General features: G+C 68.5%; 19 protein-coding genes and 1 riboswitch. Of the genes, 4 read left to right on the top strand and 15 right to left on the bottom strand.

All coding sequences use genetic code 11. The features are described from left to right. Nucleotides 1-110: 110 nt before the first annotated feature. The 3 genes from SB771_RS02380 to SB771_RS02390 form a co-directional block, all read right to left on the bottom strand. Nucleotides 111-698: a phosphatase PAP2 family protein gene (locus tag SB771_RS02380; RefSeq protein ID WP_105830085.1), complete on the bottom strand. Its 588-nt coding sequence runs from the start codon at nt 696-698 to the stop codon at nt 111-113. 81 nt (nt 699-779) lie between these two features. After that, nucleotides 780-2,096 carry an Nramp family divalent metal transporter gene (locus tag SB771_RS02385; protein ID WP_175659622.1) on the bottom strand — a complete coding sequence of 439 codons (1,317 nt, stop codon included), beginning with the start codon at nt 2,094-2,096 and terminating at the stop codon, nt 780-782. Further along, nucleotides 2,045-3,118: a helix-turn-helix domain-containing protein gene (locus tag SB771_RS02390; protein ID WP_175659777.1), complete on the bottom strand. Its 1,074-nt coding sequence runs from the start codon at nt 3,116-3,118 to the stop codon at nt 2,045-2,047. Before SB771_RS02390 ends, SB771_RS02385 begins: the two co-directional genes overlap by 52 nt. 419 nt (nt 3,119-3,537) lie before the next feature. On the opposite strand from SB771_RS02390, the gene SB771_RS02395 reads away from it, so the two are divergent. Further along, nucleotides 3,538-4,458, top strand: a complete 921-nt coding sequence (locus tag SB771_RS02395; protein WP_175659623.1) for a LysR family transcriptional regulator — start codon at nt 3,538-3,540, stop codon at nt 4,456-4,458. Nucleotides 4,459-4,577: 119 nt separating this feature from the next. Continuing rightward, nucleotides 4,578-4,979: an OsmC family protein gene (locus tag SB771_RS02400; protein WP_006753360.1), complete on the top strand. Its 402-nt coding sequence runs from the start codon at nt 4,578-4,580 to the stop codon at nt 4,977-4,979. Nucleotides 4,980-5,121: 142 nt separating this feature from the next. Here the strand turns inward: SB771_RS02400 and SB771_RS02405 are convergent, their stop codons facing one another. Beyond that, on the bottom strand, nt 5,122-6,003 hold the full coding sequence (locus SB771_RS02405; protein WP_105830080.1) for a Dyp-type peroxidase: 882 nt from the start codon (nt 6,001-6,003) through the stop codon (nt 5,122-5,124). A gap of 504 nt (nt 6,004-6,507) precedes the next feature. On the opposite strand from SB771_RS02405, the gene SB771_RS02410 reads away from it, so the two are divergent. Together SB771_RS02410 and SB771_RS02415 are read left to right on the top strand one after the other, a co-directional pair. Beyond that, the gene (locus SB771_RS02410) at nt 6,508-8,370 is read left to right on the top strand and encodes an ABC transporter ATP-binding protein (protein WP_175659624.1); all 1,863 of its coding nucleotides are present in this window, start codon (nt 6,508-6,510) and stop codon (nt 8,368-8,370) included. Between the two features lie 235 nt (nt 8,371-8,605). After that, entirely contained in the window at nt 8,606-9,319 is a 714-nt protein-coding gene (locus SB771_RS02415) for a riboflavin synthase subunit alpha (RefSeq protein ID WP_175659625.1), read from the top strand. An 87-nt stretch (nt 9,320-9,406) separates the two neighbouring features. On the opposite strand, the gene SB771_RS02420 is transcribed toward SB771_RS02415, so the two are convergent. The 11 genes from SB771_RS02420 to SB771_RS02470 form a co-directional block, all read right to left on the bottom strand. After that, the gene (locus tag SB771_RS02420; protein ID WP_175659626.1) at nt 9,407-10,648 is read right to left on the bottom strand and encodes a voltage-gated chloride channel family protein; all 1,242 of its coding nucleotides are present in this window, start codon (nt 10,646-10,648) and stop codon (nt 9,407-9,409) included. 79 nt (nt 10,649-10,727) lie between these two features. Continuing rightward, nucleotides 10,728-10,831, bottom strand: a riboswitch (Fluoride riboswitch). 59 nt (nt 10,832-10,890) lie between these two features. Further along, on the bottom strand, nt 10,891-11,910 hold the full coding sequence (locus SB771_RS02425) for a chemotaxis response regulator protein-glutamate methylesterase (RefSeq protein WP_175659627.1): 1,020 nt from the start codon (nt 11,908-11,910) through the stop codon (nt 10,891-10,893). Then, on the bottom strand, nt 11,907-14,216 hold the full coding sequence (locus SB771_RS02430; protein WP_175659628.1) for a hybrid sensor histidine kinase/response regulator: 2,310 nt from the start codon (nt 14,214-14,216) through the stop codon (nt 11,907-11,909). Before SB771_RS02430 ends, SB771_RS02425 begins: the two co-directional genes overlap by 4 nt. After that, nucleotides 14,213-14,926, bottom strand: coding sequence for a chemotaxis protein CheW (locus SB771_RS02435; RefSeq protein ID WP_175659629.1), 714 nt, complete (start codon nt 14,924-14,926; stop codon nt 14,213-14,215). The genes SB771_RS02430 and SB771_RS02435 overlap by 4 nt, the downstream gene beginning before the upstream one ends. 45 nt (nt 14,927-14,971) lie before the next feature. Beyond that, a complete protein-coding gene (locus tag SB771_RS02440; RefSeq protein WP_175659630.1) occupies nt 14,972-16,564 on the bottom strand; it encodes a CheR family methyltransferase in 1,593 nt (530 codons plus the stop codon). After that, nucleotides 16,561-17,073 (bottom strand): chemotaxis protein CheW, encoded by a 513-nt coding sequence (locus SB771_RS02445; protein ID WP_006750237.1) that lies wholly within the window; start codon nt 17,071-17,073, stop codon nt 16,561-16,563. Before SB771_RS02445 ends, SB771_RS02440 begins: the two co-directional genes overlap by 4 nt. After that, nucleotides 17,070-18,746: a methyl-accepting chemotaxis protein gene (locus SB771_RS02450; RefSeq protein ID WP_105830071.1), complete on the bottom strand. Its 1,677-nt coding sequence runs from the start codon at nt 18,744-18,746 to the stop codon at nt 17,070-17,072. The genes SB771_RS02445 and SB771_RS02450 overlap by 4 nt, the downstream gene beginning before the upstream one ends. A 121-nt stretch (nt 18,747-18,867) precedes the next feature. After that, complete coding sequence (locus SB771_RS02455; protein WP_175659631.1) at nt 18,868-20,001, bottom strand: hybrid sensor histidine kinase/response regulator; 1,134 nt, start codon at nt 19,999-20,001, stop codon at nt 18,868-18,870. 549 nt (nt 20,002-20,550) lie between these two features. After that, nucleotides 20,551-22,134 carry a Na+/H+ antiporter gene (locus SB771_RS02460; protein ID WP_105786653.1) on the bottom strand — a complete coding sequence of 528 codons (1,584 nt, stop codon included), beginning with the start codon at nt 22,132-22,134 and terminating at the stop codon, nt 20,551-20,553. 248 nt (nt 22,135-22,382) lie between these two features. Next, complete coding sequence (locus SB771_RS02465) at nt 22,383-23,816, bottom strand: aldehyde dehydrogenase family protein (protein ID WP_165752683.1); 1,434 nt, start codon at nt 23,814-23,816, stop codon at nt 22,383-22,385. 28 nt (nt 23,817-23,844) lie between these two features. After that, a complete protein-coding gene (locus tag SB771_RS02470) occupies nt 23,845-25,485 on the bottom strand; it encodes an acetolactate synthase large subunit (RefSeq protein ID WP_012365545.1) in 1,641 nt (546 codons plus the stop codon). Nucleotides 25,486-25,583 lie beyond the last annotated feature (98 nt).

Below are 25,583 nucleotides of genomic sequence, written 5' to 3' on the forward strand. Positions count from 1 at the left end.
GGGCGTTTGCCGATGACAGGGAACGAATGAAACAAGAAATAACGCGCGGGCAGCGCCGCGGCCACGACCGCATCCGGCACCGAGGCATCGAGCCCCGGAACCAGCCGCCGTCAGAACCCGTCGCCGGACGCGCGCATGAACGCGCAGACTTGCGGGGAATGCGTGTCGATCATCTGCTGGAACGGTGCGCGATTGCCGTACGCGATGCCGGACACGAGCAGCAGGCAGACGGCCGCGATGCGCGGCGAGGACGAGCGCTTGTACGCGTGGGCGTACGCGCGCAGAAACACGAACGCGACCAGCGCGCCGAGCAGCCAGCCGACGACGACTTCGGGAATCGTGTGCGAATGGTCGAACACGCGCGCGACGGCCGTCACCGCGCCGACGGCCAGACCGGCCGCCACGCCCGGCGCCTTGCCCGGACGAAACGCCTGCCACAGCATCGACAGCGCGACGGTCCACACGGACGTCGACAGCATCGTATGGCCGCTGATCACGCGGAAATCGAACTGCGGGATCTCGACCCCGCAGCCCGCATAGAGAATCTTGGTCGCCCCGACCAGGCTCATGCCGGCCGCGAGCAGCACGATCCAGCGCACCGCGAGCCGCCAGTTGGACAGCGCGAGCCAGACCGCGCACGTCAGCGCGACCGGCAGGGTCAGCGCGGCGTCGCCGAGGTTGCTGATTTCACTCCACATAACACACATCGAACCGCTAGCGAAAGGGGGCAGTTTAACGCAAGCGCGCGCCGCGCCTGTTTCAGCCTGTGACAGCCTGTATCAGCCCGCGACACCCGTAATCAGCAGCAGGTTGGTGCCGGTGATGACGACGAACAACGCCCATGCGGCGAACTGCATCTTGCGGCCGATCGCATGCTCGCCCATCGTTTTGCGATCGCTGACCGACTGGATCAGCGGCCACATCGCGAACGGCAGTTGCAGGCTCAGCAGCACCTGGCTCCAGACGAGCAGTTGCCCGACCGACCCTTCGCCGAGCCACAGCACGCCGATCAGCGCGGGCACCAGCGCGAGCCCGCGCGTGATCAGCCGGCGCTGGTAGCACGGGATTTTCGTGTGCAGGAAGCCGTCCATGATCACCTGGCCCGCGATCGTGCCGGTCAGCGTCGAGCTCTGCCCGGACGCGAGCAGCGCGATGCCGAACAGCAGCGCGGCCGCGCCGCCCGCGATCGGCGTGATCAGCCGGTACGCCTGTTCGATGTCGGTGACGTCGTGCTGGCCGGTCGCATGGAACGCCGCACCCGCGACGATCAGGATCGCCGCGTTGACGAGCATCGCGACGAACAGCGACACGCAGGTGTCGATCCGCACCAGCGCGAGCGTGTCGCGAATCAGCCCGCGCGCGCCGCCGACGACATGGCGCGTCTGTACGACCGACGAATGCAGATACAGGTTGTGCGGCATGATCGTCGCGCCGACGATGCCGAGCGCAAGCACGATCGCGTCCTTGCTGTCGTGGCCGGGGTTGCCCGGCACGAGCCCCTTCGCGACCGCATGCCAGTCGGGCGGCGTGATCGCGACCTGCGCGACGAAGCAGAACGCCATCGTCGCGATCAGCCCGAGCACGATCGCCTCGATCTGCCGGACGCCCTTGCCCTGCAGCCCGAGCACGATCACCGTGTCGAGCGCGGTCAGCACGATCCCCCACGCGAGCGGCACGCCGAGCAGCAGCTTGAATGCGAGCGCGCAGCCGAGCACTTCGGCGATGTCGCACGCGATGATCGACACCTCGGCGGTCACCCACTGCACGACGCGGCCGAAGGGGCCGTAACGATCGTAGCTGGCCTGCGCGAGATCCTTGCCCGCGACGAGGCCCAGCCGCGCGGCGAGCATCTGCAGGAAGATCGCGGCGACGCTCGAGAACGCGACGACCCACAGCAGCGAATAGCCGAATTGCGAGCCGGCCTGGATGTCGGTGGCCCAGTTGCCGGGATCCATATAGCCGATCGCGACCAGCAGGCCCGGGCCGAAGAAGCGCTTGAGCTTCATCCAGCGCGACGCGCCGGCGTCGATCGTGATGCTGCCCTTTACTTCCGACGGGCAGAAGGGGGCGGTGGCGGTAGTGGGGAGCAAGGGCATGGAAACCGGGGATCGTGATCGCGACACGGTGATTTTACGGTCTTCCGCTCCGTTTTCCCGCGCGGCTCGGCGCGCCCGCCCCGGTTCGCCCGCTCGCCGTCGGTTTTCGCGGGCCGCGGCGCGGGCTGCGGGTCGGACTGCGAATCGGCCGCCCCGGCGCCGTTCGTCAGGATCCGCTCGCGCTCGGCGATGCGAAATTCGGTCGGCGACATGAGCAGACGCTGGCGAAACAGCTTCGCCAGACGCTCGCCGCTGCCGAAGCCCGTGCGCCGCGCGACCTTGTCGGCCGGCAGCGTCGTGTGAATCAGCATGTGGCACGCGCGCTCGAGCCGCACGTGCTGCACGAATTCGGTCGGCGTCACGCCGATTTCCTTCTTGAAGCGCCGCAGGAAATTGCGCTCGCTCATCGCGGCCGTCCGCGCGACTTCCGCGATCGAAATGCGGTTCGCGCTCTGCGCGCGCAACCGCTGCGCCGACATCCGGATCGACGGGCTCGCGCTCAGCTCGCGAAACGCCCACATCGACTGCGTATAGCGTTGCTCGACCGGCCGCATCAGGTTGCTCGCGATCTCCTGCGCGGCGCTGTCGCCGAGATCGGCGCGGAACATGTCGAGCACCGCCGCGAACACGTCGGCCTCGCCGCCCTGCGGTTCGATCGTGACCGCCGCGCCGCGGGTGCGATCCGTTCGCGATTGACCGGCGTCCGTCTGCCGCTGCGACGCCGCGAGCGTCGACAGGTCCATCGCATCGACGATCCAGCGCGCATGCCGATGAATGTCGGTGAGGCGGCGGCGCAACGCATCGCTCCAGTTGACCGACGCGCGATCACCGTGAAGATGAAAGAACGCGCGCGCACGATGCCCGTGCTCGTCGCCGAGCGCATCGGCGGCGATCTGCACGCCGGACGACGATTGCAGCAATCCCCCGCTTTCGGATACGTACTTCAACTGGTAATCCGCACTGAGCGCATGCAGGCGATTCGCCAGGTTGAAGGCCTCGCCGAGACGCGCGGCCTGGGCCAAGGAAAATCCCGTACTCAAATAGACAACGACCCATCTCTGATCTGCTGCTTCCACTGACCAAGCCCCCGGACTGTTTCGACTTCTTGTATTACCGTCGAACTGTCAGGCTTATATTTGGTTTGGACACGTGCGACAGGACGGCTATCTCAAAATATGAAGCGACGGCATCTTAGCCGAAGGGGTCCTCTATTTGGCGCGAAATGGCCGACCGCGACAGCATGATGGCGGATTACTACAGGCTGTTGCCGAGCGCTGGTATGGCCACGTGGAAATACGCATGAAAGGCGCATGCGCTGCGCTGCCGATCGTCGCGACATTCGCGGCAACGCCGGGTACGAACGAACGCGCGCACGCCACGTGCGTTCCGTTGTCCGCGTGTCAATTAGAATCGCTCAACGTCCACCACGCCGACTTCGTCCGTGCCCGCCGATCATCGTCTCGACCTGAACCTGTTCCGCGTGCTCGACGCCGTCTACGTGAACGGCGGCATCGGCGCGGCCGCCCGCGCGCTGCATCTGACGCAGCCGGCCGTCACGCATGCGCTCAACCGGCTGCGCGCGCATTTCGACGACCCGCTGTTCGTCCGCCAGGGCAACCGCATCGTGCCGACCGAGCGCACGCGCGCGATCATCGCCGACGTGCAGCTTCACCTCGCCGGACTGCAGCGCACCGCGCGCGACCCGTCGGCGTTCGACCCGGCGACGCTCGACCTGAGCATCGCGGTCGGCATTCGCGATGTAATCGAATCGATCGCGCTGCCGCAGATCGTCGCCGCGTTCGCCGACGAAGCGCCCGGCCTGCGATTCGTGAGCCGCCGCGTCGCGGTGCACGACATCGAACGCGAACTCGCGTCGGGCAATCTCGATCTCGCCGTCGATCGACGCGTGCAAACCGGCCCGCGCATCGCGACCGAACACCTGCTCGACGATTCGCTCGTCGTCGCGATGCGGCACGATCATCCGCTGACGAACGGCCCGCTGCGACGCGCCGACTATTTCGCCGCGCGGCATATCGCGGTGTCGCCGCTCGGCGAACCGCAATCGCTCGACGTGCTGCTCGGCAACGACGGGCGCTTCCGGCACATCCAGCTCGTGTGCCAGCATTACTTCGCCGCGTGCCAGATCGCGGCGGCGGGCGATCTGCTGCTGACGCTGCCGCGCTCGTATGCGCTGCGCATGGCGGCGTTGCTGCCGGTCGCCGTGCAGCCGCTGCCGCTGCGGCTCAAACCGTTTCCGCTGCTCGCGTACTGGCACGAATCGCGCGAGACCGACCGCGCGCATCAGTGGGTGCGCGAACGCGTCGCCACGCTCGTGCGCGGGACTGCCGGCGTCGTCGGCTGATCCCGTCGAGCGTCGTCGAAGCACGCTGCGCCCGCGGTTTTCGCCGGGACGGTATGCTGACGGCTCGTACGCCGCGCATCGTCGCGGCCCCCCTCTTTCCCGCTTACCGGAGACTTGTCATGCCGCTCATCCACGCTGCCGCCACCCTCGCCGCCGACGCGCCCGACTACGTCGTCCAGCTGCAGGCCGGCACGCATGCGCTGACCGGCGACGAAGCGCCGCGCGAAGGCGGCCAGGGCCTCGGGCCGGCGCCGTTCGAGTTCGTGCTCGCCGGTCTCGCGCAATGCACGGCCGCGACGCTGCGCATGTACATGCAGCGCAAGACGTGGCCGGCCGTGCGCATCGACGTGCACACCGAACTGCATGCCGATCGCGAAGGCCAGCAATACGTGCGCCGCACCGTCACGCTCGAGGGTCCGCTCGACGATGCGCAGCGCCAGCGTCTCGCGGAAATCTGCGAGAAGACGCCGGTGACGCTGTTCATCAAGCGCGGCACGCGCATCGAAACGACGCTGAACTGACGCGCGCCGTGCCGGGCGTGCGGGTTGGGCGGGGTCGGACGGGATTCGCACCGCAGCGCCGCACGCGATCGACGCGCAACAAACAAAACGGGCGGGCCGCGCACGATGCGCGACCCGCCCGTTTGCGGATATCGTCCGGCGCTTAAAGGCCGAGCGCGGACAGGTCCAGCTTGCCGTCCTTCACCGGCGGGCACCAGAAATACGCGCCCGTCAGCGGCCGCGTGAAGCGGAACAGGCCGTCGACGATGCCGTCGTCCGCGCCGCTCATCCGGCGCATCTGCACGTCGAACGCGCGGAACGAACAACCGAACGCGACGAAGTAGAGCCCGGCGCGACGCGCATCGGACCACGGCGACGAACGGCGCAGCATGAACGCCTCCGGCTCGAAGCTCTCCTGCGCGGTGCGCTTCACGTGCGCGAACTCGGGTGCGTCGTCGAGTTCCTCGTTGTCCGAGCGGCGGCGCCCGATGATGTGATCCATGTCGCCGGACGCAATGCGTTCCATCTGGTCGAAGTCGTGCAGCCATTGCTGAACCGCGACGAAGCTCGAGCCGTCGAGCCCAGCGCCCTGCCCGGTGACGATCGCCGCGGCGAGCGCGTCGTCGCCGGTCGGGTTCTCGGTGCCGTCCTCGTAACCCGACAGGTCGCGATCGTTCGAATAGCGGAACCCGTCGACCGCGTCCTGCAGCGCGAATGCCGGCGCCAGCGCCCGCTCGATCGCCCGCGTGCGCAGCACGAGATCGCCGCGATCGTCGCCGCGCAGCCAGACCCACACGTCGGCCGGCGTGATCGGCAGCGTGCGGTCGTTCACCGCGAATGCCGGGTATTCGGTCAGGCCCGGAACCGGGCGCCCGAGGTGCGCGGCCAGCGCATGCCCGAAGCCGGCGACCGTGCCGCGCCCGTCGACGAGCTCGCGCAACGCCCTCAGCGCCGCTGCCACATTGGCGTTGTCCGAAATCGTGAAAGTGAGGTACCGGGCCGCCGTGTCGATCGGAGCCAGGATGCCTTGCTGAACGTCGCTCATCGTTTCCTCAGGAATGGTTCGGGATGAATCCGCGGGGCCGCTGCGGCCGGCGCGCAACCGCAAAGTGTAATCGATGCGGCCCGCCGGCCTTTTTACTGTGGGGCGGCGCCCCGCGGAACCTGCACGGAGAAAAGGGCCGAAACGCCGCATACGCTAACCGGCCGACCGTATCGACGCTGCAACGCCGCATTCGTCAGACGTTGCGGCGAGTCCCGCACTGCTGATAAACTCCCTACACGTCTTTTCGACGCCCTTTCAATCGTTCACTTCAGGGAGGTGCAGATGTTCCGAATGCCAGCAGCCTTCCCGAACGTGGTCTCGCGACGCGGCTGATCCAGCCCGTCGTCCGCGCCGGCTCCCGGGTTCTCCGCTGACCCGCCGGCCCGCGCGCTTTCCCGACAGCCCGTTTCATTGCGCCCGCGTCGTTCGCGCGGCCCGGCTGTTGCGTTTTCGACGTTCTCCGAACCGGAAAGTCCCGTCGCGCGATGCGCCGGGCAACGATATATGACCAGAAAAACCACCCATCTGGGCGGCCAGGCATTCCAGGCCGTCTTCGGCTTCACTTTCCGCTACTGGCGCAAGCAGCCGGTACGCATCGCGACGATCACCGCACTCGCGCTGCTCGGTGCGCTCGCCGACGTGCTCACGCCGCTGTTCGCCGGGCGCCTCGTCGATGCGCTGTCGACCGGCCTGACCGAGCGCGCCGCCGCGTGGCACTCGGCCCTCGTCGCGTTCGGCACGCTGGCCGCGCTCGGCATCGCCGCGACGCTGCTGCGGCAAGGCGTCTACCTGAACATCATCACGCTCACGCTGAAGATGATGAGCGAGATCGCCGCAGCATCGTTCCATCGCGTGCAGCGCTTCTCGACCGACTGGCACGCGAACAGCTTCGCGGGCTCGACCGTGCGCAAGATCACGCGCGGGATCTGGGCGCTCGACCTGTTGAACGACACGGTGCTGATCGCGCTGCTGCCGTCGGTCACGATGCTGGTCGGCGCGACCGTGCTGCTCGGCACGCACTGGCCGGTGATGGGGTTCGTCGTCGGCGCGGGTTCGCTGCTGTACATCTCGGTGACGGTCGCCGTGTCGCTCGGCATCGTCGCGCCGGCCGCGCGGCTCGGCAACATGTGGGACACCCGCATGGGCGGCGCACTCGCGGACGCGGTGAGCTGCAACGCGGTCGTCAAGGCGTTCGGCGCGGAAACGCGCGAGGAAGCGCGGCTCGCGCGCGTGATCGGCAAGTGGCGTCAGCGCACGCGCCGCACGTGGGTGCGCGGCACGCTCAACGGCGGGCTGCAGGGGGCGATGCTCGTCGCGATGCAGGCGGCGATGATCGGCGTCGCGCTGCGGCTGTGGGCGAACGACGAAGCGAGCGTCGGCGACATCGCGTTCTCGCTGACGATGTTCTTCATGCTGCAGGGCTACCTGCGCGACGTCGGCATGCATATCCGCAACCTGCAGCGCTCGGTCAACGACATGGAAGAGCTCGTCGCGCTCGAGCGCCAGCCGCTCGGCATCGACGATCGTCCCGGCGCGCCGGCCATCCGGATCGGGCAAGGCGAGATCCGCTTCGAGCACGTGACGTTCCGCTACGGCAATCATCCGGTCCCGCTGTACGACGATTTCTCGATGCGCATCGCGCCCGGCGAGCGCGTGGGCCTCGTCGGTCATTCCGGGTCGGGCAAGACGACGTTCATCAAGCTGATCCAGCGCCTGTACGACGTGTCGGGCGGCCGCATCACGATCGACGGCCAGGACATCGCGCAGGTGCGGCAGGATTCGCTGCGCAGCCAGATCGCGATCGTCCAGCAGGAGCCCGTGCTGTTCCACCGCACGCTGGCGGAGAACATCGCGTATGCACGCCCCGACGCGAGCCGCGCGGAGATCGAGCGCGCCGCGCGTCTGGCCAGCGCGCACGACTTCATCGTCGCGCTGCCGGACGGCTATGACACGCTCGTCGGCGAGCGCGGTATCAAGCTGTCGGGCGGCGAACGCCAGCGCGTCGCGATCGCGCGTGCGTTCCTCGCGGATGCGCCGATCCTGATCCTCGACGAAGCGACGTCGAGCCTCGACAGCGAAAGCGAGCTGCTGATCCAGCAGGCGATGGAGCGGCTGATGGTCGGCCGCACGACGCTCGTCGTCGCGCACCGGTTGTCGACGGTGCGCTCGCTCGACCGGCTGCTCGTGCTCGATCGCGGCAAGGTGATCGAGGAAGGCAGCCACGACGCGCTGATCCGCATCGACGGCGGCACGTATCGCCGGTTGTTCGAGCGGCAGGCGCTGGAGCTGGCAAAAGGCTTGATCGATTCGCCGCGGCGCCTCGCGGATCGCGATGCCGGCCCGCTAGGGGAGCCGGCGAACGTGTGACGCAAGCGCGTCGCGTCGCGTCGCAACGCGGCCCGGCCCGGCCCGGCCCGGCCCGGCGGCACGGTCATCGCCGCCGGATCGGGTCGGCGCAGATCCGGATCGAGGCCGTGCCGCGCGCACGGCCTTTTTTACGTCCACCTCACTTGCCCGCCGGCGCCGAACCGCGCGCCGCGGCGTGCTCGCCGCCGGGATCACTTATCATGTCGGCCAGCCAATTTGCGACAAGGGATCGATCATGTTTACAGGCATTGTTCAGGGCGTGGCGACCATCGGCGCCATCAAGGATCACGGCGAACTGAGAACGTTCAGCATCGAATTCCCCGAGCGCTTCACCGACGATATCGAGATCGGCGCGAGCGTGTCGGTCGACGGCGTCTGCCTGACGGTCACGACCATCCACTCGCCGGTGCTGATCGACTTCGACGTGATGTTGCCGAGCCTGCGAATCACCACGCTGGCCGACCTGACGACCGGCGCCCGGGTCAACGTGGAGCGGGCCGCGAAGGACGGCGCGGAAATCGGCGGACATCCGCTGTCCGGTCACGTCGACTTCATGGGAACCATCCTGCACATCGCGTCCTCCGAACACAACCGGATGATCCGCATCGGCGTGCCGGCCGATTTCAAACGCTACGTGTTCGCGAAGGGCTATATCGCGATCAACGGCTGCAGCTTGACCGTGTCGGACGTCAATCGCGACGAAGGCTGGTTCGAAGTCTGGCTGATTCCCGAAACGCGCCGCGCGACCACGTTCGATGCGAAGGGCATGAACGACAAGGTCAATATCGAGATCGAACGCAGCACCCAGGTCGTCGTGGATACGATCCGCGAGTCGGTCAAGGAAACGCTCGGGGAATTGAACGGCGTCGTCACCGCGCTGCTGGCGGAAAAAGGCATCGATATCGAGGAACTGCTGGCGCGCAATGTCGCGCGGCTGCCGAAGCAGTAACGGGCCGCCCCGTTGCCGGTGATGGGCGGGGCCGCCGGGTTACGGTTTGCATCGACACGCCCTGCCCGGCCGCCCCGCGCACCGGCTTCACTCCACCTCCACCTGCGCACCCTTCCCCACCGCCACCCGCTGCGACCGATAGATCCCCGCGTGCCCGGAAAACAGATAGGCGACCACGCAGGCCACGATCGCATACACGCCGACATCCGCGCCGAACAGTTCGATCGCCATGATCGTCGACGCGATCGGCGTGTTGGCCGCCCCCGCGAACACCGCGACGAAGCCGAGCCCGGCGAGCACCGGCACCGGTAGCGCCAGCACCTGCCCGAGCGCGTTGCCGAGCGTCGCGCCGATGTAGAACAGCGGCGTCACTTCGCCGCCCTTGAATCCCGACGCGAGCGTGACGACGGTGAACGCGAACTTGCCCGCGAAATCGTAAGCCGGCAGCGGCCCGTGAAACGCGGCCTCGATCGTCGGAATCCCGAGACCGAGATACTGCGGCACGTTCAGCACGGTGGCCGCCACGGCCACGATCGCGCCGCCGAGCACCGGCTGCAGCGGCGCATGGCGGACGACGCGCCGGAACCCCGCGGTCAGCGCGTGCGTGGCGAACGCGAACAGCCGGCCGACGACGCCGAACGCGACACCCGCGACGACCGTCGCGGCCAGCCCCGTCGCCGAGACAGCCGGTACGAACGGAATCGCATAGACGGTGTGATGCACGCCCCACGCGCGGCACACGACGTCCGCGACGATCGCCGACGCGACGCAGGTCAGCAGCGCGTCGTACCGGACGCGGCCGATCGCGAGCACCTCGAGCCCGAACACGGCGCCCGCGAGCGGCGTACCGAACACCGACGAGAACCCGGCCGCGATGCCGCCCATCAGCAGCACGCGCCGATGCTCGCGATCGAGCCGGAACAGGTGCGTGATGCGATCGGCGAGCGCGCCACCCATCTGCACGGCCGTCCCCTCGCGCCCGGCCGAGCCGCCGAACAGGTGCGTGACGACGGTCGCGACGAGCACGAGCGGCGCCATCCGCTTCGGCACGAGCGCCTTCGGGTCGTGAATCTCGTCGATCAGCAGGTTGTTGCCGCGCGCGACCGACTGGCCGAACCGGTGGTAGACCCAGCCGGTCGCGAAGCCGGCGGCCGGCAGCCCCCACAACAGCCACGGATGCGCGACGCGCGTGCCGGTCGCCCAGTCGAGCGCGAGCAGGAACAACGCGGAAGCCGTGCCGGCCAGCGCGCCGAGCAAGGCCGAGAGCGCGAGCCAGCGGCACACGTAGCGCACGGTCGCGAAAAAATCGGCAGAAGTCGAGAAAAACATGATTTCCAGATTCGACAGGACATCAAAACCTGGGCGGCAGAATACCGCATGGACGGCCTGCGACCTCCTGACGACCCAGGAACACGCAGGCATCATCAGCCGGGCGAACCGGCGGTTGAGGGCCGAACCGCACGCGAGGCGCCGGGATCGACCGCAGGGAGGCATGCCATCTCCGCTGGCGGCAATTGTACGCGACGCCGCACATCGCACGCAACGCGGCCCGGCCGGGCCGCCGCGCACCGTCAGTCGAGCGGCACGCGCGTCACGCGCGAGATCAGCTGCGGCGCGATCCGGTCGAGCGGCAGGATCGCGGACGCCGCGCCGATCGCCGCGGCCGCCTTCGGCATCCCGTAGACCGCGCTCGTCGCCTCGTCCTGCGCGATCGTGTAGCAGCCCTTCGCGCGCATCGCCTTCAGCCCCAGCGCGCCGTCGCGTCCCATGCCGGTCAACAGCACGCCGAGCGCCTCGCCCTGCCAGCCGTCGGCGACGCTGTTGAAGAACACGTCGATCGACGGCCGGTACGGCGTCTCGGCCGGATGCCGCGTATAGCCGAGCACGCCGCGCGGCGACAGGCACAGGTGGTCGTTGGATGCCGCGAGCAGCACCTCGCCCGCCTGCGGCACGCTGCCCGGCCGCGCGACGCGCACGGGCAGCCGCGTATAGCCGTCGAGCCACTCCGCCATGCCGAGCGCGAACGCCTGGTCGACATGCTGCACGATCACGAGCGCGGCCGGAAAATCGGCCGGCAGCGCGCGCAGCAGCGCGGTAAGCGCGGTCGGCCCGCCCGCCGACGCGCCGATCGCGATCAGCGTCGGCTGGCCGCGCGCGGGCGCCGGCACGGGCGGCACGAGCGTCGCGGTCCGGCTTTCGAGCAGTCGGCCGATCTGGTCGATCTTCGCGAGCAGCGGCTGCGGCGCGGCATCCGACGGCAGGCCGAGCGCGAGCGTCGGTGTGTCGACCGCGTCGAGCGCGCCGGCGCCCATCGCCTCGTAGACCGACGACGTGTTCGCGCTGACGCTCGCGGTCACGATCAGGATCGCGCACGGCGCGCGCGCCATGATCTGCCGCGTCGCGGCCACGCCGTCGAGCTTCGGCATCACGAGGTCCATCAGCACGAGGTCGGGTGGATGCGCGACGCAGAAATCCACGGCCTCGTCGCCGTCGGTTGCCACCCACAGCACGCGGTGATCGGTGCGCCGCGCGATCACGCGGCGCAGCGCCTCGACGGCAAGCGGCAGATCGTTGACGATGCCGATGTTCATCCGCGTGCCCCGCCGATCAGGTCGTGCACCGCATCGAGCAGCGCCTCGTCGTGGAAACTGCTCTTCGCGAGATAGTAGTCGGCGCCGGCATCGAGCCCGCGCCGGCGATCCTCGTCGCGATCCTTGTACGACACGATCATCACGGGCACCCGCTTGAGCGCCGGATCGCTCCGGATCAGCGTGACGAGCTCGATCCCGTCCATCCGCGGCATGTCGACGTCGGTAACGACCAGGTCGAACGCATCGCTGCGCACCGCGTTCCAGCCGTCCATCCCGTCGACCGCGACGGTCACGTCGTAGCCGCGCTTTTCCAGCAGCTTGCGTTCGAGCTCGCGCACCGTCAGCGAATCGTCGACGACGAGCACGCGGCGGCGCCGGTCGGCCCGTGCGAGCTGCGGGTCGCGCGTGAGTTTCGCGAGCTGGCCGCCGCGCACGAGCTTGTCGACGGAGCGGATCAGATCCTCGACATCGACGATCAGCACCGGGTCGCCGTTCTCGAGCAACGCACCGGCCGCGATGTTCTGGATCTTCTGCAGGCGGCTGTCGAGCGGCTGCACGACGAGCATCCGTTCGCCGAGGAAGCGGTCGACGGCGACGCCGTACAGCTCGGGCTCGCCGCCGACGACCACGACCGCCGTGCTCGTGCGCGTGACGGCGGGCTCGCCCGCATCGAGCAGCTGGTGCGCGCCGACGAGGCCCGCACGCCGGCCGTCGAACGGAAAATGCGGCTGTCCTTCGAGCACGTCGATGTCGTCGTGCGACAGTTCGAGCGTGCGGCGCACGTGCGCGAGCGGGAACGCGTACGGCTCGCCGCCGACCTCGACCAGCAGGCTGCGGATCACCGACAGCGTGAGCGGCAGCTGCAGCACGAAGCGCATGCCCGCGCCGGGCTCGTTGAAGATGCGCACCGCGCCGCGCACGCCGCGCACCATCTCCTGCACCGCATCGAGGCCGACGCCGCGCCCCGACACGTCGGTCACCGCATCGCGCATCGAGAAGCCCGGCAGCAGCAGGAATTCGAGCAGTTCCGGATCGGACAGCCGCGCGGCCGTCTCGTCGTCGGTCAGGCGCTGGCGCACGACCGCCGCGCGCAGCGCGTCCATGTCGACGCCCGGCCCGTCGTCGATCACGCTGACGAGCAGCGAGCCGGCGCTGTGGCGCGCTTCGAGCGTCACGCTCGCCTCGGCCGGCTTGCCGCGCGCGCGGCGAGCGTCGGGCGAGTCGACGCCGTGATCGATCGCGTTGCGCAGCAGGTGGCCGAGCGGCGCGTCGAGCAGGTCGAGGATGTCACGGTCGACCTGCGTGCCTTCGCCGACGATCGAGAAGCGCACCTGCTTGCCGAGCGAGCGCGCGAGATCGCGGACGATGCGCGGATACGCGCGCGTCGCGTCGCCGAACGGGCGCATCCGGCATTGAAGCGCCTCGTCGTACAGCTGCTCGGCGATGTGCGTGCTGCGGCGTTCGAAGCGGTCGAATTCTTCCATGCGCTCGGCGAGCGAACGCTGTACGTCGTTGAGCATGTGCCGCACTTCGTTGACCGACGCGAGCACGCCCGCATCGAGTTCGTCGGCGAACCGTTCGTACAACAGATCGAGCGAGCGGGCCGCGTCGCGCTGCGCGCGCTTCACGCGCAGCATCGATTCCGCGAACGGCTTGAGCCAGCGCGATTCGACGAGCGACTCGCCGGACAGGCTCAGCAGCCGGTTCAGCGTATCGGCCCGCACGCGGCGCATCGCGCCCGCGCCGGCCGCGCGTCCCGCCGGGACCGGATCAGGCACGGCCGCCGACAGGGCGAGCGGCAGCACCGTAGCACCGGCCCCCACGGGCTCGTTCGCGGCGCCGTCGTGATCGCGAAACGGCACGCTGGACGGCGGCGCCGGCGGCGGTGCGAAGGCCGGTGCCGGCATCGCGTGCGCGCCGTCGGCGCCCGTGAGCGCCAGCGCGAACGCGTCGATCTCCGCCGACGATACGGGCGGCGCCTGCGGATCGGCGACGCGCACCAGCAGGTCGACGCCGGCGAGCAGCACGTCGACATGCGTGGCCGTCAGTGCGATGGTGCCGGCCTGCGCGGCGACGAAGCATTCTTCCATCCGCCCCGCGATCTCGACGCCGAGCGGCACGCCGACGATGCGCGCGGCGCCCTTCAGCGAATGCGCGGCGCGCATGCACGCCTCGAGCGCGACGGAATCGGGCTCGCCCGATTCGAGCGCGAGCAGGCGTTCGGACAGCGCCTGGGTCTGCGTGCGCGTCTCCTCGCGATACAGCTCGAGCAGCGACAGGTGGCTCAGATCGTCATCGCCGCTCATCGCATGCTCCGTGTGACGGCGTCGAACAGCCGGTCGTCGTCGAGCAGGCCCACCGACTTGCCGCGCCACGACAGCACGCCGCGCGACAGGCCGGCGCTCGCGCGCCCGACCGTCGCCGGCACGGGCACCCATTCGGATGCGCCGAAGCGCAGCACGCCCTCGACTTCGTCGACCGGAAACACCACCGGCTCGCCCTGGTGCGCGGCGACCAGCAGTCGTGTGAAGCGGCCGTCGTCGCCGCTGCTGCCGCCGCTCCCGCCGTTGCCCGCCTCGAGGCCGAGCAGCGCGCCGATCGAGATCGCGATGCGCAGCGTGCCGCGAATGTTGACCACGCCGCGCACGGCCGAATGGCGGCGATACGGCAGCGAATGGATCCGGCGCGTGCCGGCGATCTCGCGCAGCACGCCGATCGGCAGCGCGAGCCATTCGTCGGCGACGCGAAACGCCAGCGCCGCCTGGCGCGTATCGTCGCCGCCGTGCGCGCCGGTCGCGTCGAACGCGCTGATCCGCCGCGTGGCGTCGGCCATCTCGGCCGCGCCGAGCGGGCGCTCGAGCAGTTTCGCCGCGTGATACGCGTACACCGGGCAGTTCAGGCAGCGCAGGCAGTCGGCCAGCCGCTCGCACGAGCGGTCGCCGCGCGTGCCGATCCGGTTCCAGCAATCGTCGACGCCGATCGTCGTGTCGTCAGTGGCAACGGCGTCGCGGTTCATTCTTTCCTCGGTCATCCCGATGTCGGCTCCCAACCCGTATTCTCATCACCCTGCCGCGCGCCGCGCGCGCTCGAGCAGCCACTGCGCGCCGGCGCCGTCGCCACCGACGTCGAGCAAGGTCGCCAGATGCGTCAGCGCTTCGTGGTGCGTCGGCCGCAGATATAGCGCCTTCCGGTAGAAGTCGCCCGCTTCCGCGACTCGCCCGCACGCATCCGCGATCAGCCCGTTCAGGTAGAACGCGTCCGCGTGCGGCCCGGCGTACGCGGAGAATCGCGCGAGCACGCGCTCAGCCTCGTCGAACGCACCCGCGTTGGCCAGCGCCTGCGCTTCCTCGAGCGTTGGGGTGGCGATGTCGGCGGGTGGTGGTGCCGGGGCGGCGTTGACTGCGTTGGCTGCGTTGGCCGCGTGGGCTGCGGTGGTTGCGTTGGCTGCGTTGGCCGCATTGACTGCGTTGGCTGCGGTGGTTGCGGTGGTTGCGTTGGTCGCGCTGGCTGCATGGGCTGCATGGGCTGCATGGCCTGCGTGGCCTGCGGTGGCTGCGGCGATCCGCGAGCCGGCGCGCATGTCGGCCCGTGGCTCGAACGCCGTCGGGCGCTCGGCCGGCGCGAGCCCGGCGGGCGACGACGCGTTACCGCTCCACGTCGGCGGCACGACGGCCAGCAGTGGGCGCGCCACGGCGGGCGGCGCCACCGTCAAGTTCTCGGCACGCCGGTACGGCGCAACCGCGGGCGCAACCGCGGGCCTCGGTGCCGCATACCGCGCCGCGCTCGCGTCCGCCGCCGCCCCCACCGCCGCGCCGCCATGATCGCGATGAAACGCGAACGCCAGCGGCACGCGCGCCGAACGCATCCCGTGCCGCATCGCGACGCCCGTTTCGGCCGGGCCGACGAACAGCATCCCGTCGTCGGCGAGCCAGCTTTCGAGCGAACCGATCACGCGGTCCTGCGCGTCGCGGTCGAAGTAGATCAGCACGTTGCGGCAGAACACGAAATCGTAGCGAATGCCCGTGTCGACGCCCGGTTCGATCAGGTTCGCCTGGCGAAACTGGACGCGCGCACGCACGCGCTCGTCGAGCAGCCAGCCGTCGGCGGCCGGCGTGAAGTAGCGCGCGCGGAACTCGGTCGCCGTGCCGCGAAACGCATTGCGCCCGTAGCAGCCGAGCCGCGCCTGTTCGATCGCGCGCACGCTCAGGTCGAGCGCATCGATCATGAAGCTGGCCGGATCGAGCCCGGCGTCGAGCAGCGCCATCGCCGCCGAATACGGCTCCTCGCCGGTCGAGCACGGCGCGCTCAGCACGCGGATCACGCGCCCGGGCGTCGCGGCAAGCCGCTCGAGCGCAAGCCGCGCGAGCGTCGCGAACGCCTCGCGATCGCGGAAGAACCACGTCTCCGGCACGACGAACAGCTCGATCAGCGCGCGCCGTTCGTCGGCCGACGCGTTGAGCTGCTGCCAGTAAGCGTCGAGCGCCTCCGGCGTGACGGCCGGCCGCGCCGCCGACGGCAGCCGCTCGCCGTCGCCCTGCAGCGCGTGCACGCGCTCGGTCAGCGCGCGGCTCAGGAAATCGTTGCCGAGCGAATCGGGGTCGATGCCGGTCTCGCGCAGCAGCCAGCCGCGAAATCGCGAATCGGATTCTTTCATGCGGACTCCCCTCCGTGGCCCGGCAGGCCGTCGAACAGATACAGGCGCGCAACGTCGTCGATCAGGTCGGATACCGAGACCTGCTGCACGATTCCGTCGGGCGTGTTCGCGACATGCCCGAGCCAGCGCGTGCGCGCGGTCGACACGCCGCTGGCGCGGAACGCCGTGCGATCGATTCGCAGCGTCTGCGTCGCGCGCTCGACGATCAGGCCGATCACGCGCTCGCGATCGAGCGGCTCGACGCGGTAGCGCACCATCACCAGCCGCGTCGAACGCAGCGCATGCGCGCGCCGCCCGAGCGCCAGCATCGGCACGTCGATCACGGGCACCGGCTGACCGCCCCGCATCAGCAGCCCGGCGATCCAGTCGGGCGCGCCGGGCACGACCTTGGTGGTCGCGAGCGGCAATACTTCGTCGATGTCGGCCGCGTCGAGCGCATAGCGCTCGCCGTCGAGCTCGAACATCAGGAACAGCGCGTGCGCGCCGCCGTGCGACTCGGCGCGCGTCACGCGTCGACCTTGAAGCGCGACACGCTGGTGCGCAACTGGTTCGCGACCAGCGTCAGGTCATCGATCGCCTGCGACGACTGGCGCAGCGATTCGGCCGTCTGCTGTGCGGCTTCCGACAGTTGCGACAGCGCCTGCGTGATCTGCTCCGCGCCGTTCGCCTGCGTCTGCATCCCTTCGTTGACCATCTGGAAGCGCGGCGAGAGCGTCTGCACCTCGGCGATGATCTGCGACAGCTGCCCGCCGACCTGCTGCACGTCGAGCATCCCGCGGCGCACTTCCTCGGAGAACTTGTCCATCCCCATCACGCCCGCCGACACCGCCGACTGGATCTCCTTCACCGTCTGCTCGATGTCGTAGGTCGCGACCGCCGTCTGGTCGGCGAGGCGGCGGATCTCGGTCGCGACGACCGCGAAGCCGCGGCCGTACTCGCCGGCCTTCTCGGCCTCGATCGCCGCGTTCAGCGACAGCAGGTTGGTCTGGTCGGCCACCTTGGTGATCGTCGCGACGACCTGGTTGATGTTCAACGCCTTCTCGTTGAGGATCGCGAGCTTCGCGTTCACCGAACCGGCCGCGTCCATCACGCTGCGCATCGTCTCGCCCATCCGCGTGAGGCCGCTCTGGCTCGCGCCCGCGAGCGTCGCCGACTGCTCGGCCACGCCGGCCACCTCGTTCATCGTGCGCAGCAGGTCGCGCGAGGTCGCGAAGATCTCGCGCGACGTCGCGCCGATCTCGGTCGTCGTCGCCGCGGTTTCGTTGGCGGTCGCCTGCTGCTCGCGCGACGTCGCCGCGATTTCGGCCACCGACGTCGTCACCTGCAGCGACGACTGCTGCGCGCGCGCGACGAGCTCGGTCAGTTCGTCGGCCATCCGGTTGAAGCCCGTTTCCAGCGTGCCGAACTCATCATGGCGGCGCAGGTCGAGGCGGCGCGTCAGGTTGCCGGTGCGCATCACGTCGTGCACTTCCACGAGCCGCGCCATCGGCACCGTGACCGCGCGGAACAGCCCGTAGCCGAGCGCGAGCGCGGACAGCAGCACGAGGCCCAGTGCCAGCGCCAGCACGACCTCGGTGTCCTGGACGGACTGGCGAATCAGCTTCGCGGAGTTGTCGGCGAACTTGCGGTTCTCCTGCACCAGGATGTTCGCGTTGCGCACGACCTCGGTCCATGCGGGCAGCGTCCGCGCGTAGGCTGCGACGGCTTCCTCGCGCGACACGCGGCTCTTCTGGATCGCATCGTTGAGCAGCGGCACGTAGCGGTCGTAGGAACCGCGGAACGTCGAGAAACGCTGCCGGTCGTCATCGCGGAACGTCGTGTTCTGGTAGTCGACCGACAACGACTCGACTTCCTTGAGCGCCTCGGAGATCTTCGCGAAATCGCGCTGCACGAGTTCGGGATCGGTATCGACGAACGTCGCCTGCTGCAGCATCGCGAACGATTCGTTGACCGAGCCGCGCAGCGACGCCGCGAGATAGACGCCGGGCAGCGAGTCGCGTTCGATGCTGACGGCTTCGGTGTTGATCGCATGCAGACGCTCGTAGGACACGCCGGCGGTCACCAGCATCAGCACGAACAGCACGCCGAAGCTGAGCAGGATGCGGTTGCCGAGCGTCAGCCGGCCAGCGCCGATCGTCGGATGCAGACTTTCATTGGTCGCGCGGGGCGTCACGGTGGCCATGTTCGTTATGGGCTTTCTAAAATCAGCGTTGAAAAAAACCGCGCCCGCCTGCACGCCGCACGGCGCGCCACGAGCGCATCGTCTGCGGGCGGCACGGCACCGGGGGGGCCGCGCCGCGAAATCACCGGTCCGCTTGCGCCGGCAGCCGGAGCGCGACCATGAAGCCGCGCGCCGTATTGCGCATCAGGATCTGGCCGCGATGCCGCGCGGCCGTCGCGCGCACGAACGCGAGCCCGAGGCCGAAGCCGCTGCGCGCCGCGCCATGCACGGATTCGAGCCGCACAAACGACTCGGTCGCGGCCGTGCGCTGCTCGGGCGCGATGCCGCTGCCGGCGTCCTCGACGCCGATCAGCCACGCGCCGTCGTCGTCGCCCAGCGTGCAATGCACGTCCGTGCCGGCCGGACCGTATTTCAGCGCGTTGTCGATCAGGTTCGCGACCGCGCGCGTGAGCATCATGCGGTCGCCCATCGTCACGCACTCGGTGTCGGGCACGTGGGCCACGACGCGGCTGCCGAAGCCGGCCGCCCTCTCCCACAGCTGGTCGACGGCGTCGAGCACGATCTCGTTCAGACTCAGGACCTCGTGCGCGCGGCGTTCCGACTGCGCGCGGGTCAGGTGGATGAAGCCGTCGGCCAGCGCCAGCGCGCGCCGTGCATGGCCGGCAATGCGCTCCATGATCGCCGGCATGTCGCCGTGCTCGGTGCGGTAAACCTCGAGCAATGCGAGGATCGACGTCTGCGGCGAGCGCATGTCGTGCGACAGGAAATCCAGCGCTTCGTCGCGCTGCCGCGACATCAGGTATGAATTCGAGTGATAGCGGATGCGCGCGGTCAGCTCCATCGCGTCCGGGAGCTTCACGAGATAGTCGTTCGCGCCGGCGATGAACGCCTCGCGCTTGACGATCGGCTCCTCTTTCGCCGACAGCACGATGATCGGCACGCGTGCGGTGCCGGCGTCCGCGCGCCACGCGCGAACGAGGTCGAGGCCGTCGATTTCCGGCATCACCAGGTCCTGCAGGATGACCGTCGGCTTCACATCGCGCGCGACCGCCATCGCCCGGTGCGCGTCGGTGCACACATGCAGGTCGATATCGTGCTCGCTGCGCAGCGCGCGGCGGATCACCTCGCCGACGAACGGCTGATCGTCGACGAGCAGAACCGATAGCCCCGATTCGAGACAATCCGGCGCATTTTCACCGCTCGATTCTTTCATAAATACCGTTTCAAACGCCAAATCTCCAATTGATTCTTTCATAGGAGTTGTTTATCCGACTTGGACGCCATCTTAATTTAGCGGTCGAGAAATCCGCTTGTTGTTGCCGACCTGGCCTGTCGGCATTGCCTCACGGGGATCCGAGCGCCGATTTTCCCCCGACGACGGTCGTATTACCTCCGCGTGCTTTCTCTCAATAAAGATAACCGGCTGATTCTAAATGAAATTAGAACACAGCATCTATCTCCTTCCGGTTTAGTTTTGCCAAATATGGTGAAAGAGAGGGATTCAGTTAAATCAGATCATTTCCGGACGCGAAACACGATAACGTTTGCGAGGCCGATGCCACGAGGCTTGCATGCGCTGCAAGGCTTGTGTGTTGGTGGTATTGGGGCCGGATTCCGATGCGATGGAATTGGGCGGAAATAGAGGGGAAAAGTAGCGCGCCGTGACCGGATTGGCCGCGACGCGAATGCCCGGCCGGCCGGCCGGAGCCGGAGCCGGTGCCGGAGCCGGAGCCGACGGCGTGTGGCGTGTGGCGTGTGGCGCGTGGCGTGCGGCGTGCGCCGTGCGCAGCACGCGCGCGGCAGCCTACCCGCGCGCGTGCTGCGCGGATACTTCCTGCAGATCGAGATCCCGCTCGAGCATGTGCAGCATCTCGTCGTGGATGCGGCCGGAACGATGCAGGCGCAACAATTCCGCGCGTCCGGCCTTGATCGCGGCCAGCACGACGTCGTAGTGCGCGGTGCGCACCTCCGCAGGATACGCAGGCTCGTTCTTCGCCCGCTCGGTCAGCTGCGCGCGATACGTGTATTGCTCCAGCAGGCGCGGGTGAATCACGTTGCCGCGCTCGTCGCGCACCAGCGGCTGGATCGCCGCGAGCTGCGCCGCCTCGATGTGCGCCCACGCCATCGGCTCGGTCAGGTGATGCGCGGCGCGCGCTTCGTGCTGAGGCAGGCGCAGCAGCCGGATCAGCGGCCCGATGGTCGTGCCCTGCAGCAGCACGGTGACGAGGATCACCGCGAACGACGCGACCAGGATCACGTCGCGGCCCGGCATCGCCTCCGGCAACGACAGCGCGATCGCCAGCGTCACGACCCCGCGCATCCCGGCCCAGCTCATGATCGTCGCGGCCTTCCAGTCGGGTGCGAAACCGCGCCCGACGATCCCGCGCACCGGCAGCTTCAGCGCCTCGACCGCGTAGATCCACACGAAGCGCGACACGACCACCGCCGCCAGCACCGCGAGCACCGGCGGCACCATCGTGGCGAGCACCTGCTCGAAACCGCCGAGCCGGTGGATCGCGCCGCGCAGCGACAGCCCGATCAGCACGAACACCATCGCCTCGAGCAGGAACACGATGACCTGCCAGAACGCTGTGCCGCGCGTGCGCACGGCGGCCGAAAACACCTCGTGCTGATGCCAGCCGACGATCATGCCGGCCGTCACCGTCGCGATCACGCCCGACACCTCGACCATCTCGCCCGCGATGTATGCGATCCAGCCGGCGATCACCGCGACGGTAATCACCAGATAGTCGTCGTCGAGCAGCTTCAGGAACCACACGACGAGCTTGCCGACCAGGTAGCCGACCACGACGCCGCCGAGCCCGAGCTCCGCGAAGCGCACGACCGCGTGCTCGAAACTGAACGCGCCCGTCAGCGCGGCGGCGACCGCGAAGCGGAACAGCACCAGGCCGGCCGCATCGTTCAACAGGCTTTCCCCTTCGAGCAGCACCATCAGCCGGCGCGGCAGCGCGACGCGCTCGAGCACCGCCTTCGCCGCTACCGCGTCGGGCGGCGACACGATCGCGCCGAGCGCGAAGCACGCGGCCCACGGCAGCGACGGCACGACCCAGTGCACGGCCAAGCCGACCGCGAACGTCGTGAACACCACCGCGCCGATCGCGAGCATCAGGATGCCGCCGACGTTGCGCTTGAATTCCTCCCAGACGGAGAAATACGCGCCGTCCATCAGCAGCGGCGGCAGGAACACGAGCAGCACGAGTTCCGGATCGAGATTGATAGGCGGCAGACCGGGAATGAACGCGATGCCGATGCCGCCGATCAGCAGCGCGGCCGCAGGCGGCAGCCGCAACCGCTTGGCGATGCATTCGAGCGCGACGATCGCGAGAAACGACAACAGAACCAGCTTGAATGCCGAGACGGGGGACATGAATCGACCTTGTGGAGAATGAATGCGCACGCCAACCGTTCGTACCCGGTTGGCCATTTCGCGCGATTACATCACGATGCGATACCGGCAGTCGAGCGCGTTCGGCTGGCGCCGCGCGGTGCCGCGTCGATACCACACGGCGGGGAATCGCCGCGCCCGTCCGCAGGTGTCGAAATGAAAAACGGCACGCGGGCCGGCGCGATCCCGCGATCGCCAGCCCGCGTGCCGCCTTGCCGCCTGCGATCGCGCTAGCGGCGCCGCACGACCATCAGCCGCGGCTCGGTCATGTCCTCGATCGCGTAGCGGATCCCTTCTCGGCCGAGACCCGAGTCCTTCACGCCGCCATACGGCATGTTGTCGACCCGGAACGACGGCACGTCGTTGATCACGACGCCGCCCACCTCCAGCTCGTCCCACGCGCGCTGCGCATGCGCGAGCGAATCGGTGAACACGCCGGCCTGCAGCCCGAAGTCGCTGTCGTTCACGCGCGCGAGCGCATCGTCGAAGCGGTCGAACTTCTCGAGGATCGCGACCGGGCCGAACGCCTCCTTGCGGTACAGGTCCTGCTCGCGGCCGACGTTTTCCAGCAGCGTCGCCTCGAACATCGCGCCGTCGACCTTGCCGCCCGCGACGATCTTCGCACCCGCCGCGACGGCCGCATCCATCCAGCCGGATAGCCGGCGCGATTCGGATTCGGAGATCATCGGGCCGACGAACGTCGACGGATCCTTCGGATCGCCCATCTTCAGCGAGCGCGTCTTCGCGATCAGCTTGTCGCGCAGCGCGTCGTACAGATCGGCATGCACGAGGATGCGCTGCACGCCGATACAGCTCTGGCCCGACTGGTAATACGCGCCGAACGCGAGACGCTCGACCACGTAGTCGAGCTGGTCGCGCTGATCCGCATCGACGATCGCCGCCGCGTTGCCGCCGAGTTCGAGCACGACTTTCTTCTTGCCGGCCTTCTCCTTAAGCGCCCAGCCGACGGCCGGCGAGCCCGTGAACGACAGCAGCTTGAAGCGCTCGTCGGTCGTGAACAGATCCGCGCCGTCGCGATGCGCAGGCAGCACCGAGAACGCGCCCTTCGGCAGGTCGGTTTCCGCGAGCACCTCGCCGATGATCAGCGCGCCGATCGGCGTGCGGCTCGCGGGCTTCAGCACGAACGGGCAGCCGGCGGCCAGCGCGGGGGCGACCTTGTGCGCGGCGAGGTTCAGCGGGAAGTTGAACGGCGAGATGAACGAGCACGGGCCGATCGGCACGCGCCGCGTATAGCCCGTGTAGCCTTGCGCACGCGCCGAGATCTCGAGGTTGATCACTTCGCCGTCGATGCGCACCGACTCCTCCGACGCGACGCGGAACGTATCGATCAGCCGCGTCACTTCGCCCTTCGAATCGTTGATCGGCTTGCCGGCCTCGATGCACAGCGCCTCGGCCAACTCGTCGAAACGCTCGCGAAAACGCGCGACGCAGTGGTCAAGCACCGCCTGCCGCTTGTAGGCCGGCAACTCGCGCATCGGCTTCGCGGCATCGACCGCCGCGCCGATGGCCGCATCGATCGCCTTCGCGTCGGCGAGCGCGACGCGCGTCGCGACCTTGCCGCTGAACTTGTCGGTCACGTCGAGATCGGTGTTCGCGTAGACGGCTTCGTTGGCCAGGTAATACGGATAGGTATCCTTCAACATGGAACGCTCCTTCCGGTGAACTGCGGATTCAGAGTTGCGCCGACAGGCGCTTGATTTCGCGGTTGAGCACGCGCTCGTTGTCCGAATAGTCGATCGGCACGTCGATCACGTGCACGCCCGGCGTCGCGAAGCAGTCGCGCAGCAGCGGCTCGAGATCGTCGGCCGCTTCGACGCGATGCCCATGCGCGCCGTAGCTCTGCGCATACGACACGAAATCGGGATTCTTCAGCGTCATCGCGAAATCGGGGAAATTCATGTTCTCCTGCTTCCAGCGGATCATCCCGAACGCATCGTCGCGCAGGATCATCACGACGAGGTCGAGCTTCAGCCGCACGGCCGTTTCGAGTTCCTGCGAATTCATCATGAAGCCGCCGTCGCCGCACACGGCGATCACCTTGCGCTGCGGATGCACGATCTTCGTCGCGATCGCCGACGGCAGGCCCGCGCCCATCGACGCGAGCGCGTTGTCGAGCAGCAGCGAGTTCGGTTCGTGCGCACGCCAGTAGCGCGCGAACCAGATCTTGTACATCCCGTTGTCGAGGCAGACGATGCCGTCCACCGGCAACGCGTTGTACAGGTCGTTCACGATCCGCACCGGATACATCGGGAAGCGCGGGTCGTGCTGGCCCTTCTGCAGGTGCGCGTCGAAGTGCTCCTTGATCATCGTGAAGCGCTCGAAATCCCAGTGCGGCTGGCGCGTGACCGCTTCCTTCATCTGCCACACCGCGTTCGCGATGTCGCCGACCACCTCGATCTGCGGGAAATAGACGGGATCGACCTGCGCGCCGAGGAAGTTCACGTGAATCACCGTCTTGTCGTCCGCGCGCATGAAGAACGGCGGCTTCTCGATCACGTCGTGGCCGACGTTGATGATGCAGTCCGCATGCTCGATCGCGCGATGCACGAAGTCGCCGTCCGACAGCGTCGCGTTGCCGAGCCACAGCGGATGCGTTTCGTCGATCACGCCCTTGCCCATCTGCGTCGTGAAGAACGGGATGCCCGTCTTGTCGACGAATTCGAGCAGCATCTTGCAGGTCGTCTTGCGGTTGCCGCCCGCACCGATCATCAACAGCGGATGGCGCGCGGCCTGGATCGCGTCGATCGCGTGCGCGACCGCCTTCTCCTCGGCGATCGGCCGCCGGCTGTAGCTGCGCGGAATCGGCTTGCCGTCGCCCTCCTCGTGCGCGATGTCCTCCGGCAGCTCGAGGTGCGCGGCGCCCGGACGCTCCTCCTCCGCGCGCCGAAACGCCTCGCGCACCGCCGACGGAATGTTGCCGATCGACACGATCTGCCGCGTGAATTTCGTCAGCGGCTGCATCATGTCGACGACGTCGACGATCTGGAAGTGGCCCTGCTTGCTGGACTTGATCGGCTTCTGCCCGGTGATCATCAGCATCGGCATGCCGCCGAGCTGCGCATACGCGGCGGCCGTCACGAAGTTGGTCGCGCCCGGCCCGAGCGTCGCGAGACACACGCCGGTGCGGCCCGTCAGGCGGCCGTAGGTGGCGGCCATGAAGCCGGCCGCCTGCTCGTGCCGGGTCAGCACGAGCTTGATCTTCGAGCGCCGCAGCGATTCGAGCAGATCGAGGTTTTCCTCGCCGGGAATGCCGAATACATACTCGACGCCTTCGGCTTCCAGCGCCTTCACGAACAGATCCGATGCTTTCATGGGGACTCTCGGTTATGCCGCCTGCCCGGCTTACGGGCGCGCGACGTTCAGAACGCGCGCCGGCCTACGGCACGCGGACGCTTTACCTACTGGACACA

This window comes from Burkholderia sp. SIMBA_051 (genome assembly GCF_046534915.1).
In the GTDB taxonomy this organism is placed as follows: Bacteria; Pseudomonadota; Gammaproteobacteria; order Burkholderiales; family Burkholderiaceae; genus Burkholderia; species Burkholderia ambifaria.